14 protein-coding genes are annotated in these 14,287 nt (G+C 35.7%); all 14 read left to right on the forward strand.

Annotated elements, in window-relative coordinates; genetic code table 11:
* Positions 1-67: 67 nt before the first annotated feature.
* Positions 68-1,192 carry a non-hydrolyzing UDP-N-acetylglucosamine 2-epimerase gene (gene wecB / locus B9Y87_RS06350; protein WP_085497566.1) on the forward strand — a complete coding sequence of 375 codons (1,125 nt, stop codon included), beginning with the start codon at positions 68-70 and terminating at the stop codon, positions 1,190-1,192.
* Entirely contained in the window at positions 1,192-2,403 is a 1,212-nt protein-coding gene (gene wecC, locus B9Y87_RS06355) for a UDP-N-acetyl-D-mannosamine dehydrogenase (RefSeq protein WP_085497272.1), read from the forward strand. The genes wecB (B9Y87_RS06350) and wecC overlap by 1 nt, the downstream gene beginning before the upstream one ends.
* Before the next feature lie 20 nt (positions 2,404-2,423).
* Complete coding sequence (locus B9Y87_RS06360; RefSeq protein ID WP_085497273.1) at positions 2,424-3,479, forward strand: glycosyltransferase; 1,056 nt, start codon at positions 2,424-2,426, stop codon at positions 3,477-3,479.
* A gap of 14 nt (positions 3,480-3,493) precedes the next feature.
* Entirely contained in the window at positions 3,494-4,036 is a 543-nt protein-coding gene (locus B9Y87_RS22360) for an acyltransferase (protein ID WP_317045115.1), read from the forward strand.
* A gap of 4 nt (positions 4,037-4,040) precedes the next feature.
* Entirely contained in the window at positions 4,041-5,045 is a 1,005-nt protein-coding gene (locus B9Y87_RS06370; RefSeq protein ID WP_085497275.1) for a polysaccharide biosynthesis protein, read from the forward strand.
* Positions 5,045-5,473 carry a WxcM-like domain-containing protein gene (locus tag B9Y87_RS06375; protein ID WP_085497276.1) on the forward strand — a complete coding sequence of 143 codons (429 nt, stop codon included), beginning with the start codon at positions 5,045-5,047 and terminating at the stop codon, positions 5,471-5,473. The genes B9Y87_RS06370 and B9Y87_RS06375 overlap by 1 nt, the downstream gene beginning before the upstream one ends.
* A gap of 109 nt (positions 5,474-5,582) precedes the next feature.
* Entirely contained in the window at positions 5,583-6,716 is a 1,134-nt protein-coding gene (locus B9Y87_RS06380; protein ID WP_085497278.1) for a polysaccharide biosynthesis C-terminal domain-containing protein, read from the forward strand.
* 19 nt (positions 6,717-6,735) lie between these two features.
* Positions 6,736-7,872, forward strand: coding sequence for a non-hydrolyzing UDP-N-acetylglucosamine 2-epimerase (wecB, locus tag B9Y87_RS06385; protein ID WP_085497279.1), 1,137 nt, complete (start codon positions 6,736-6,738; stop codon positions 7,870-7,872).
* Positions 7,873-7,875: 3 nt separating this feature from the next.
* Positions 7,876-9,075, forward strand: a complete 1,200-nt coding sequence (locus B9Y87_RS06390; RefSeq protein ID WP_085497281.1) for a glycosyltransferase family 4 protein — start codon at positions 7,876-7,878, stop codon at positions 9,073-9,075.
* 54 nt (positions 9,076-9,129) lie between these two features.
* Entirely contained in the window at positions 9,130-9,738 is a 609-nt protein-coding gene (locus tag B9Y87_RS06395) for a sugar transferase (RefSeq protein WP_085497283.1), read from the forward strand.
* 224 nt (positions 9,739-9,962) lie between these two features.
* Positions 9,963-10,709: an SDR family NAD(P)-dependent oxidoreductase gene (locus tag B9Y87_RS06400; RefSeq protein ID WP_085497284.1), complete on the forward strand. Its 747-nt coding sequence runs from the start codon at positions 9,963-9,965 to the stop codon at positions 10,707-10,709.
* A gap of 212 nt (positions 10,710-10,921) precedes the next feature.
* On the forward strand, positions 10,922-12,163 hold the full coding sequence (locus B9Y87_RS06410; protein ID WP_245808662.1) for a glycosyltransferase family 2 protein: 1,242 nt from the start codon (positions 10,922-10,924) through the stop codon (positions 12,161-12,163).
* Between the two features lie 58 nt (positions 12,164-12,221).
* Positions 12,222-13,496: an ATP-grasp domain-containing protein gene (locus B9Y87_RS06415; protein WP_085497288.1), complete on the forward strand. Its 1,275-nt coding sequence runs from the start codon at positions 12,222-12,224 to the stop codon at positions 13,494-13,496.
* A 2-nt stretch (positions 13,497-13,498) separates the two neighbouring features.
* Positions 13,499-14,272, forward strand: coding sequence for an SDR family NAD(P)-dependent oxidoreductase (locus B9Y87_RS06420; protein ID WP_085497290.1), 774 nt, complete (start codon positions 13,499-13,501; stop codon positions 14,270-14,272).
* Positions 14,273-14,287: the final 15 nt, after the last annotated feature.

The following is a 14,287-nucleotide window of genomic DNA, read 5'->3' on the forward strand; positions in this document are numbered from 1 at the left end:
ATTTTCATATGATAAAAGTATCATTTTTTCAAAACTTCAAAATGATAAAACCTATATATTAAATTTAATGAAAAGAAAAAACCTAATTATATTCGGAACGCGACCCGAGGCCATAAAAATGGCTCCTTTGGTAAAAGCATTTTTAAAAAATAAGTCATTTGAAACTAAAGTATGTGTTACTGCCCAGCACAGAGAAATGCTAGATCAAGTTCTTGATTTCTTCGAAATTAAACCGGATTATGATCTAAACCTAATGAAACCAGGCCAGAATTTATATAGTCTAACAGCTGATATCATAACTGGACTTCAACCGATTCTAGAAGAATTTCAACCAGACTATGTTTATGTACATGGTGATACTACTACAACCATGGGAGCAAGCATCGCTTCTTTTTATTCAGGAGCAAAAGTATGCCATGTTGAAGCAGGATTGCGAACCTTTAATAAACAATCCCCTTTCCCAGAAGAAATAAATAGAACCATAACAGGACGAGTTGCAGATTATCATTTTGCACCTACTCAGACTTCATATGACAATCTTTTTAATGAAGGTATCTCTAAAGAAAATATTGTAATTACAGGCAATACCGTGATTGATGCTTTGCATGAAAGTGTTTTAAAGGTAGGCACCATGAACGACAAAGAGATAGAGCAATTAAAAAGTGAAATAGATTTTAATAAAAGAATATTATTGGTCACGGGTCATAGAAGGGAAAACCATGGGCAAGGATTCATAAATATTTGTGCTGCTCTAAAAGAAATATCTGAGTCCACTAAAAATGTACAAATTATTTATCCTGTTCATCTAAACCCCAAAGTGCAAAAACCTGTTTATGAAATTTTAGGGAAATTGGACAATGTAAAATTAATAGCTCCATTGGCGTATCCCGCCTTTGTTTGGCTTATGAACAAATGCGAACTTGTCATTACCGATAGTGGAGGTGTGCAAGAAGAAGCACCTAGCTTAGGGAAACCTGTATTGGTCATGCGGGATACCACTGAAAGACCTGAGGCTGTCGATGCTGGCACTGTTATACTAGTGGGCACTGACCAGGAAAGAATAGTACATGAAACTTTGGACCTTTTAAATAATCCTGAACGATATTTAAAAATGAGCAAACTACATAATCCATACGGTGATGGAAATGCAAGCAAAAGAATTGTAGAATTTATTCAAAATATAAAGAAATAATGGACAATGCAGAAGTAATAATGATCGGCTTGGGTTATATTGGTCTTCCCACAGCAGCACTAATTGCACAAGGCGGAACACGGGTTCATGGCGTAGATATTAACCAAAAGGTTGTTGATACTATTAATCGAGGTGAAATACATATCGTTGAGCCGTCGCTCGAAGATTCTGTAGCAAACGCTGTGAAAAAAGGATTTCTTAGAGCTAGCACTAAGCCGGCACCAGGAAATACTTACCTAATTGTGGTGCCCACACCTTTTAAAGACAAAAATGAACCAGATATTTCATTTGTGGAAGCAGCCACAAAAGCAGTAATCCCTTTTTTAAAAGAAGGCGATCTGTATATAATAGAATCGACTTCTCCTGTGGGAACTACAGATAAAATGAAAGAACTGATCTTCCAAGAAAGGCCAGACTTAATAAACAAGTTGTTTTTAGCCTATTGTCCCGAAAGGGTACTTCCTGGGAATGTAATGCATGAACTCGTACATAACGATCGAGTTATTGGAGGCATAGACGATAAGTCAACAAAAAAAGCAATTGCATTCTATTCCAAATATGTAAAAGGTGAATTGCATGCTACCAATGCCAAAACAGCGGAGATGTGCAAACTAGTGGAAAACTCCTCAAGGGATGTACAAATAGCCTTCGCAAACGAGCTTTCCTTGATCTGCGATAAGGCCGATATAAATGTATGGGAACTGATTAACTTGGCCAACAAACATCCCAGGGTCAATATTTTGCAACCAGGTTCAGGAGTTGGAGGTCATTGCATTGCTGTTGATCCTTATTTTTTAGTCTCTGATTACCCTATGGAGTCTAAAATTATAAGCACTGCCAGGCAAGTAAACAACTATAAATCTTTCTGGTGTGCAGAAAAAGTACAGCATACCAAACTTAAATTTGAACTTGACCATGGAAGAAAGGCGAAAATTGCCCTTATGGGCCTGGCCTTTAAGCCAGATATAGATGATTTAAGGGAGTCTCCGGCAAAATACATAGCGCAAAGGGTATTACAAAATGCTAATAATGAGGAATATTACATAGTGGAACCAAATATAAAAGAACATAATATTTTTAAATTGACAGATTACAAATCAGCTTATAAAAATGCAGATATTATTGTTTTTTTAGTGGCCCACAAGGAATTTAAATCACTTGAAAAGATAAAATCGAAGGTGATTTTGGATTTTGCTGGGGTATTTAAATAGTATTATAATCAAATTCTCCTATGAAAAAAGTACTTATTCTTTATAACAGAATTTGGCCATACCGAATTCCAATATTTGAATTACTTAATGAAAAATATGATTTAACAGTCAGTTATTCTATAGATAATTCTTTCAATGAGAGTGTGAATTTTAAGGTTGTAAAGCTCTCTGGCAAGCAATATTCTCGATTTTTTGTGCACAAAGATTCATTACATGAATTCTGCAAGAATTTTGATGTTGTAGTAGGATATGGAGACATAGGATGGCTAAGTTTAATGCGATTACTTTTCAAAAGAAAAAGAACTTATAAAATTATTTTGTGGGGTATTGGTGTGAGGGCTTCCTATAATAGCAACTACGGTGAAAAAAACCCTTGGGATAAAATAAGATATTTTTTAATGCGTAAGGCTGATGCCATACTTTTCTATTCAAATAATCCAATCAAAACGTATTTAAATGAAAATTTCAGAAAAGAAAAACTTCATATAGCAGAAAATACCGTAATGGTTAACAGAATAGATACTGCTGTACAACGTGATAATTTATTATTTATTGGTACTTTATACAGACAAAAACAAATTTATTCACTTTTGGAAAGTTTCAAATTGGCTAAAAAATTGAATGATAAGATACCCATTTTAAATATTATCGGAGATGGTGATGAATACGAAAATATTAAAAAATGGATTGCAGAAAATAATTTTGAAGAAAGTATCTACCTTCGAGGAAAAATATTCGATGAAAACCAATTGTGCAAATATTTTAGTAGAGCTATAGCCTGTATATCCCCAGGTCAAGCTGGTCTATCCGTTTTAAAAAGTATGGGTTACGGAGTACCCTTTATAACTAAAAAAGATGCAATTACCGGAGGGGAGATTTTTAATATAGAAAATGGTATTAATGGAGTATTATATGAAAACAACAACGAATTAGAAAATATAATTTTGGATATTACCAAGAACCGAAGCAAATATATTGAAATGGGCAAAAAGGCTAAAATCCATTATGACTCTTTCAGAAAACCCGAAGACATGGCCAATGGAATAATTGGAGCCATAGAATATGTATGTAAATAATTTTACCGTTTTTTATGAATTCACTTCGACAAACCTTCAAAAATATAAAAATGGCTTATATCCGTTTTAGGTATGGTTTGAAAAACGTACATCCTACATTCTATATTGGTGGAAAAAGTTGGATCAGTCCAGACCTCATTGCTGAAGAATATGTATTTCTCGCCTCAGGCTGTAATATTTACCCAAAGGTTTCCATTGGCAAATATTCAATGTTTGGCCCAGGTGTTTCTATTGTCGGTGGTGACCACAATTATGCAGACCCAACGACTCCGATGATTTTTTCTGGACGGCCAAATTTGCCTCAAACACGAATAGGACGAGATGTATGGATTGGTACCCGTTCTTTTATCAAAGCAGGGGTTACGATTGGCGATGGCTCCATAATTGCAGCACACTCGGTAGTCACCAAGGACGTGCCACCATATTGTATTTATGGAGGGAATCCTGCGAAACTAATACGTAAAAGATTCAATCAAGAGCAAATTGAACAACATAAAAAAATGCTTTTAAACCCAAATATCAAGTCACATTATACTGTTAAACTCAAAACTGAATAATTTTATGTTCAAGGATAAAACACTTTTAATTACCGGAGGTACTGGATCCTTCGGAAATGCGGTTTTGAATCGCTTTCTAGAAACCAATATTAAGGAAATACGCATCTTCAGTCGCGATGAAAAAAAACAGGACGATATGCGCAACCAACTTAAAAATGAAAAAGTAAAATTTTACATTGGGGATGTAAGAGACTACAACAGTATAGCCAAGGCCATGCACGGGGTAGATTACGTATTCCACGCAGCTGCACTTAAACAAGTGCCTTCCTGCGAGTTTTTTCCTTTGGAAGCCACAAAAACGAATGTTTTTGGCACCCAGAATACCATTGATGCGGCTGTAGCCAATAATGTAAAGCGAATTATTTGTCTTAGTACCGATAAAGCGGCTTACCCTATTAACGCCATGGGAATCAGTAAGGCGCTTATGGAAAAAGTTGCGGTTGCCGCTTCAAGAAATATTCCAAATGACAATACCATTGTTTGCCTTACCAGATACGGAAATGTTATGGCCTCCCGTGGATCGGTAATACCATTGTTTGTGAAACAAATTCAAGAAAAGGCGCCCCTAACGGTTACCGACCCTAAAATGACCCGTTTTTTAATGTCCTTGGAGGATGCCGTAGATTTAGTGTTGTTTGCCTTTTTGAACGGTAACCAGGGAGATCTCTTTGTAAACAAGGCCCCGGCCAGTACCATTGGGGATCTAGCCCAAGCTATTAAGGATATTTTTAATTCTGACAGTGAAGTAAAAGTGATCGGTACCCGCCATGGTGAAAAACTATATGAAACTCTATGTACCCGGGAGGAAATGCAAAAAGCCGAAGATATGGGTGAATTTTATCGAATTCCCGCAGATAATAGAGACCTTAACTACAGCCGGTACTTTTCCGAAGGGGAAACCGATATTAGTGCCATTGAAGACTATCACTCCCATAACACCGAACAATTAACCAACGAAGCCTTGAAGAATACCTTGTTGAATCTGGATTTTATAAAAGAAAATTTATAATGGTCCAACCCATCGAAATTGAAGGATCTGTTTTTTCCGATACACGCGGAAAAATCAAGTTTTTCAATACCTTTTATATGACCCAGATTGTTCGTTTTTACGAGATTTCCCCAGTTTCAACAGAAATTATTAGAGGCTGGCAGGGGCACCTCAAAGAAAAAAAATGGTTCTATTGTCATACCGGTTCATTTATAATTAACACTATCAATATTGCAGACAAGGTTATTCCTATCAGCAATAGAATACCGGAAAGATTCGTTTTAAAAGAAAATACGCCTTTAATTTTGGAAGTTCCCGAAGGAAGTGCCACGGCATTTAAATCCCTTGAATATGGTTCCAAATTGATGGTTTTTTCTAATTTCACCTTAGAGGAATCTATGACCGATGATATTAGATTTCCTTTGGAAACCTGGAATGCCGAGTGGTAAGATCCTTGAATAAAGATAACAAAATGTTCCCAAATATTTATTACATATTAGCCTTTGGGACCCTTGACTTGTATATCATAAATATGTTATTTGGATAAATAAAGCATAAATGAAAAAAATAGGAATAACCGGACAGGCCGGATTTGTAGGTAACCATTTGTACAATACCTTGCAATTAGACGATACCATAACCTTAATTCCCTTTGAACGTTCTTTCTTTGGAAATGAGGAATTGTTGTCCAACTTTGTTGCTGAATGCGATGTAATTGTTCATTTGGCAGCAATGAACAGACATGAAGATGCCAATGTAATCTATGAGACCAATTTAGACTTGGTAAGTCAACTTATTGAGGCCTGTAAAACAAAAGATGTAAAGCCACATATCATATTTTCCTCCTCCTCCCAAGAAGAAAAAGACAATCTTTATGGGCTATCTAAAAAAGAAGGTAAAGAAAAATTTATGCAATGGGCAGAAGAAGTGGGTGCTAAGTTTACTTCCTTGACCATTCCCAATGTTTTTGGTCCTTTTGGAAAGCCAAATTACAATTCTGTAGTTGCCACATTTTGCCATAAAATTGCCCACAACGAGAATCCTACTGTAATAAACGACAGTGAGGTAGGCCTTATCTACATCAATGAATTGGTGGAGATATTTATCCAGTGTATTAAAGATTCGAAAAAAGTGGGAATTCCAGATAGTAGTATTGGCGAATTAAAAATTGCACCCACGAAAAATATAAAAGTATCCGAAATCCTGAGGTTATTGCAGCAATACAAAACCGATTATATGGAAAACGGAATTTTCCCCAATCTGGATCTGGAATTTGAAAAGGCCCTTTTCAATACTTTTAGGTGTTATGTTCCTACCAGTCATTATCCGGTAAAATTTAAAAAAAATTCAGACAATAGAGGCAGCTTTGTAGAGATTGCAAGAACCCAGACCAGTGGACAATTTTCCTTTTCAACCACTGTTCCCGGAATTACAAGGGGCAATCATTTTCACACCAGAAAAGCCGAGCGATTTGCTGTGATAAGCGGAAAAGCCCTAATTCAGCTTAGAAAGATCGGAACCGATGAAATCCTGGATTATTATTTGGACGGAGATGAACCCGCTTACGTGGATATGCCCATATGGTATACACATAATATCAAGAATATTGGAGATACGGAACTCATTACCTTATTTTGGATCAATGAGCCATACAATCCAGAGGATGCCGATACTTATTTTGTAAACGTATAATAAACATAAAAAATAACCATTGAAAAAGCTTAAAGTATTAACCGTAGTGGGTACACGCCCAGAAATAATAAGATTGGCCTGTGTTTTGAATGCCCTTGATGCCAATGAGGCTATTGATCACACTTTGGTGCACACTGGCCAAAATTATGATTACGAACTTAACGAGATTTTTTTCGAGGACTTGGGAATACGAAAACCCGATCATTTTCTTAATGCTGCAGGTAAAAATGCCACAGAAACCGTAGGCAATATCCTAATTGCTATAGACCCAATATTGGAAAAACTGGCCCCCGATGCTTTTTTAGTTTTGGGCGATACCAATTCCTGTTTATGTGCTATTCCTGCTAAAAAGCGAAAGATACCTGTTTTTCATATGGAAGCAGGTAACCGCTGTTTTGACCAAAGAGTCCCTGAAGAAACCAACCGAAAAATTGTAGATCATATTTCGGATATCAATTTGACCTATAGCGACATTGCCAGGGAATATTTACTGAGGGAAGGTTTATCGCCAGAACGGGTAATTAAGACTGGCAGTCCTATGTTCGAGGTTTTAGGTAATTTTAAAGCCAAAATTGAAGCTTCCAATGTACTGGAAAAATTAAACCTGGAAAAACAGAAATTCTTTGTCGTGTCTTCGCATAGGGAAGAAAATATTAGCAATCCTAAAAACTTTGAGGGCCTAATAACTTCTTTAAACCTAATAGCAGAAAAATACGATTACCCCATTATTGTTTCTACCCATCCTAGAACTAGAAACATGCTAAATGAGAAAAAAATAAAAACCCACCCTAATATACAATTTCTTAAACCTCTTGGCTTTTCGGATTACAATGCCCTGCAATACCACTCCTTTGCCGTTTTGTCCGATAGCGGTACTATATCAGAAGAGTCATCCATATTAAATTTCAGGGCCCTTAACATACGTGAAGCCCACGAACGCCCTGAGGCCATGGAGGAAGCTTCGGTGATGATGGTAGGCCTTAATCCAGAACGCATAATGCAAGCGTTGGTGGCTTTGGAAGTGCAAAAACGAAATCCAAATAGAAATTTTAGGCCAGTAGCCGATTATTCTATGCCCAATGTAAGCGAAAAAGTAGTGAGGATAATACTATCCTATGTAGATTATATTAACCGAGTTGTTTGGTCTAAAGGGTAAGCTATGCAAAAAGTTCTGTATATATCACTAAGTTTTGTAGATGTTCGAGAAACAACATCGCTATATTCCGATCTAATTCAAGAATTTTTAACCAATGGCCACGATGTTTTAGTGCTTGCCCCGCATTTTTATGATGGCCGGAAATCTGAATTGGTCGTTGAAGGTGGCATAAAGATTTTGAGGGTACCTGTTTCGGGATTATTCTCCAACAATAAATATATTAAAGGATTATCCAACGTACTTCTCCCCTTTCTATATAAAAGGGCTTTAAAAAAGTTAAAAATAAGTTTGGATTTTGATTTGGTTATGATGCCAACTCCCCCAATTACTCTCTTAAATCTTGCTTTATGGGTAAAGAATAAATCCAAAGCTAAATTTTATCTTATCTTAAGAGATATCTTCCCACAAAACGCAATAGATCTAAAGATTATGAAACCCAATGGTCTTATACATACTTATTTTAGAAATAAGGAAATTGCCTTATATGATCTTGCCGATAAAATTGGTTGTATGTCACCGGCCAACATAGCTTATATAGAAAAACATAACCCAAAAGTGGACAAAACCAAATTACACCTTTTGCCGAATTGGGAAAATTCACCTCAGTGGGACGAAAACTTGGATGAAAATGAATTTAGAGCGAAATACGGACTAAATAATAAAATTGTTGCAATTTATGGTGGCAACATTGGCCTGCCACAGCGAATGGAAAATATAATTGAACTTGCACAACATTGTTCCGAATTGGAAGATTTGGTTTTCTTTTTAGTGGGCTTTGGAACCGAACATGAAAAAATTGCCGCTTTAATAAAGAGTCTCAATTTAAAAAATGTAATTTTAATAGAAAGCGTTCCTAAACCAGAGTACGTCAAATTTATACAAATTTCAGATATTGGTCTTATTTCCTTAAATCAAGATTTTACCATTCCAAATTTTCCATCAAAAGCGAACTCGTATTACGGATATAAAAAACCTATACTGGCGTCTGTGGATGTAAATACCGATTTTGGAATAATTCTGGAAGAAATTGGAGCGGGATTTTGGTCTGAAGCAGGGGATGTAGCATCCTTAAAAAACAACTTACTTAAATTATATAAAGACCCGGAATTGAGAAAAAAAATGGGCGAAAACGGGTATCAATATATGAAAAATAATCTATTGACAGAACATGCTTACAGAACCATTTTAAAAGAGATTAATTGAAAACACTACTTTAAAGACAAGTCGTTTAATTCAAAAACAAAAATTACCCATACAATGGTATACAAAAATTTTATAAAAAGTCCATTGGATCGAATTATTGCGCTATTGGGCTTATTAATGGCTTCTCCAATATTGATAGTAGTGACAATCATATTGGCCATAGATTTTAAGGGAAATCCATTTTTTAAGCAAAAACGTCCAGGAAAAAATGAAAAAATATTTTCGGTTCTGAAGTTCAAAACAATGAACGATAAAAAGGATGCAAAAGGAAATCTGCTTCCGGATAGTGATCGCATTACTTCGGTCGGGAAATTTGTGCGAAAAAGTTCCTTGGATGAATTACCACAATTATGGAATGTGCTTAAAGGGGATATGAGCTTGATTGGTCCTCGCCCCCTCCTTATTGCCTATCTTCCTAGATATAATGAAGAACAACGTAAACGACATATGGTAAGACCTGGCATTACTGGATGGGCACAAGTAAATGGACGAAACGCGATTTCATGGGACAAAAAATTCGAGTACGACATTTATTATGTAAAGCATATGTCTTTCGCACTGGATCTCAAAATATTTTTCATGACTATTCAAAAAGTATTTAAGGGCGCAGATATTTCTGCCAAGAATCACGCTACTATGGAAACATTTATGGGAAATGAATAGGATAACATTTGTTTCCTTTATATCAACTTTCAACCTTAGAATATTGGAATGGAAAAAAAGAAATCAAGACATAGTAAAGCTCACATCTACAGTTGGATATTAACTCATTTATTTAACTCCTTGGTAGTTAGTGAACATAGGACCTAAACAATGGTTTAATATCCATTAAGTAACAATATAAATAGTGTGTGGTGCGTTATGTTTTATCAATTTAAAAAGTAATAATGAAAACAGTACTTATTTTAGGAGGGACAACGGGGGTTGGTAAAGAAATACTGAAGTCATGTGTGGATAAAGGTTACAATGTAGCTTTTTGTGGTCGAAAATCGGAGGTGGGTTATGAAATTATTCAATCACTTCAAGCAGAGGACCAGCTCTATTTTCATGAACTCGACCTTAATAGTATAGATGAAATTGAGAATTATTACCTAGGAACGCTTGAGCGGTTTGGAAAGATTGATGCTTTGGTTTTGTATGCTGGTATTACACCCGTAGCCTCAATAGTGGATACAGAAGAGGCTACTTACGATGGCGTATTTAATGTGAACCTCAAAGCGCCATTTTTCTTATTAAAACATGTTTTAAAGACTATGATCAAACAGAATTCAGGTTCAATTATTTTCTTTGGGTCGGCCCATATGGATTATGGTGAAATCGATAGAGCTTCCTATGCACTTACCAAGAATGCCCTTTACACCTTATCAAATCACATTGCTCATCATTATGCTAAACATGGCATCAGATCCAATTATTTGGTAATGGGTTGGACCAATACCGAAGGTGAAATTGAACTGAGAACCAAACAGGGTATGAGCGAAACAGAATTGAAAAGTAAAGCCTCTAGCGTTATTCCTATGGGCAGGATGCTCAATTGCTTTGACCCAATACCAGCAGTGCTTTATTTTATTTCGGATCAATCTGCAATGACTACAGGTTCCCTATTACGAATTACAGGGGGAGAATATATTTAAATCAATTTTATGGCTGTTTCGTTAAGAATTCATGCCGACTCAGAACTTTTTCCGGATCGCATTTATAATGAAGGAAACAATCAAATAATACCATTCCCAAATGTTAGCTCATATTGTTTTTATACTCTTTATAACTTATATTTGACAACTACCTATTCCCATAAAATGCAAGATTGGGGGCGGTTTTTTTTATACTTTGAACAAAATAAAATATGAATACATTGAATACTGTGCAAATTAGTGTAATCGTTCCAATTTATGGAATAGAGCAATATTTGCCCAAATGTATTGACAGTCTTTTAAGCCAATCTTTTGTTAACTTCGAGTTGATTCTGGTTGATGACGGAAGTCCGGATAATTGTCCACAGATTTGCGATGATTATGCTAAATTAGATTCCCGGATACGGGTAATTCACAAGGTAAACGGAGGACTACTTAGTGCACGAAAGGCAGGGCTAAAGGAGGCAACCGGAAACTATATTTCATATGTGGATGGTGATGATTGGGTAGATAAATATTATCTGGACATTCTGTACAAAATGATGGAAGCAAATTCTTCAGACCTTGTAGTAACCGGTCATTTTAGGGAATTTGATGGTAAAATAGAAACCATATTACCTAAATCCACTGGAGTCTATGGAGCAGATGAAATTCAGTCTTCTATACTCCCCAATGCCATTTATAATGGTCGTTTTTGTGAGCATGGAATATCAACCTATGTTTGGAATAAACTTTTTAAAAGAACATTGCTGGATAAAATTCTTTATGATGTACCCAATGAAATAATCATGGGAGAAGATGCAGCAATTACTTATGCCTACTTATCCATTTCAGAACGTATCGCCATTAGCAGTATTCCCCTTTATTACTATAGGCAGCGACATGATTCCATTGTAAAATCTATTGAAAATCCAAAAACGGAATACTACAGATTGGGCTTGCTAGTGAATTTTTTAAAATCAAAACTTAGCAAGGTATTGGATGAAAATAATCTAAAAGAACAGCTAACCTATTATTTATATTCACAAATTTTGGTGCGCTCCGGCGGTTTAATCTATGACGAAAATGGGAATATCATGTTTAATCCATTTTTAAATGCAGGAGCCACATCCAAAGTCGTCGTTTATAGCTCGGGATCTTTCGGGCAACATATTCTGTCCACAAATTCGAGATACCATTATTTTAAGATTATCAAATGGATAGATCTTGATTACCATGAATTGAATATTGGCGGTAATTTTGTAAAACCTATCAGTTCTTTCAATAATTACGAATTTGACTATTTAATTATAGCTACCATCAACCCATCCTATTTTGATTGGATTAAAGAAGAATTGAGCTTAATGGGTATGGATGCTAAGAAGATTGTGCAGATTAACACTGATTTGGAGGATATTACCAAACTACTAATTCAATTAGGGTTCGATACTGACTTTAAATTTCAAAAGAATTAACTTTTATTAACGGAAGAGCATTTTTCCCAATGCTTAAAAAATAGATACGGCTTTACTTATGAAAAAACTTATAATACTTGGAGGTAATCCAGAAACCGCAGTTTTGGTTAGTACCGCCATATCCATGGGCATTTACACCATTGTGGTTGATCCAAATCCCGATGCCCCTGCTAAAAAAAACGCTTCTGAATTTTATAATATCGACGGTTTTGAAGTTGATAGAATAGTTCAGTTAGCTAAAGACCTTAAGGTTGACGGTGTTTTGGTAGGAGTTGCAGATATTTTGGTAAAACCGTATCGAGAAATTTGCGAAAAACTCAATATGCCCTGTTATGCCACCAAAGAAGCTATTGAAGCCTTTTGCAGTAAGGATGGATTTAAACGATATTGCCATGAATATAAAATACAAGATATACCCGGTATCTATCTAAACGAAACATCAAATATAGATAAACCAAAGAATGTTGATTTTCCATTGATGATTAAGCCAGTGGATAGTGGTGGTGGAGTGGGCATGAAAATATGTAGGGACGACAAAGATTATAAGGAATCGGTAAAAACTGCTTTAAAATTTTCGAAAAAAGGCGTAGTACTGGTCGAAAAATATATGGATTGTGATGATATGGCTGCATATTATACATTTCAAAATGGTATCCCTTATCTTTCAGCAACCTATGACAGAGTAACTACAAAAAAACAAGGAGATCTTAGTCCTGTTGGTATAGGGGCAATATATCCTTCTAAACACACAGCATTATTTGTCAAAAAGATACATCCAGAGTTAAGTGAGTTCTTCAAAGCATTGCATATTCGAAATGGCGTACTTAACATTCAATTTTTTGTTGAGGACGGTGTTTTTTATGCCTATGATCCAGGATTTCGATTGCAAGGTGAAGCACCACATATACATCTTGCCCACATCAACGGGTTCGACCATAGGAAAATGCTTATTAATTTTGCATTAACAGGAATCTTCGGAGAAAAGGATTTTCATGTAAAAAATGATTATATGTTTAAAGGTAAAACTGCCTGTACAATGTGGGTACTTTTAACGGAGGGAATGATTAATTCAATTGAAGGATTAGATAAGATTAAAGCAGATAAGGATGTTGTTTTTATTTTAGATCGGTTTAAAACAGGAGATACCGTTAGTAAAGATTGGTTAGGAACAGAAAGGCAGGTTTTTGCTAGAATTTATATAGTGACGGATACAATATTGGAAATGAATAGTAAGATTACTGAATTAAAAAACATCTTAAAAATTAGAGATAATCAGGGAAATAATATGATTTTAACATGGCTTGAGCCCTTTGATTCAAAAAAATACCTCTAAATATGGAATTAGACAAAAAAATAAAGCGTATGGACAAAAGAACGGCCGTTGTAACCGGAGGGTCTAGGAATATCGGGTTTGCGATAGCCGATAAATTTTATAAATTAGGTTATAATGTGGCTATTCTAAGTGTTACGGAGATTGGCAATAGTGCCAAAAAGGCTGCTGAAAGAATAGATGATACAGGAACTAGGGTTATTGGTATAACATGTGATGTTACCGATGAATTATCAGTTGAACAAGCATTGCAAAAAGCGAATTCATTTTTTGGAGGAATCGATATCGTAGTGAACAGTGCCGGTATTTTGGATATGTCCAGTATTGAAGAAATGTCCATTGAGCATTGGGACAGAGTTCTGGCAATTAATCTCAGAGGAACATTTACAACCATTCAAAAATCAATTCAATATTTAGAAAAAAGTAACGCCCCAAGGGTCATCAACATTTCATCCAATGCAGGAAGGATGGGTGGATTTGAAAATGGACTGGCCTATAGTGCCTCTAAGGGCGCAATTATTGCACTGACATATGGTTTAGCCAGAAGACTTGGCAACAAAAAGATTACGGTTAACTGTATTGCTCCAGGAACCATTGAATCTGATATGTCTGCTGCTAGAAGTCCGGAAGTGTTGGAAAAATTAAGGCAAAGATTTCCCTTGGGAAGATTCGGAACACCAGAAGAAGTTGCAGCTGCAGTTTGCTATTTTGCCAGTGAAGAAGCAGGGTTTACCACAGGCTCTGTTCTAGATGTCAATGGTGGATTATTTATGGGATAAAACAAAAAAAAATAA

Source organism: Arenibacter troitsensis, from assembly GCF_900177645.1.
Classification (GTDB): domain Bacteria; phylum Bacteroidota; class Bacteroidia; order Flavobacteriales; family Flavobacteriaceae; genus Arenibacter; species Arenibacter troitsensis.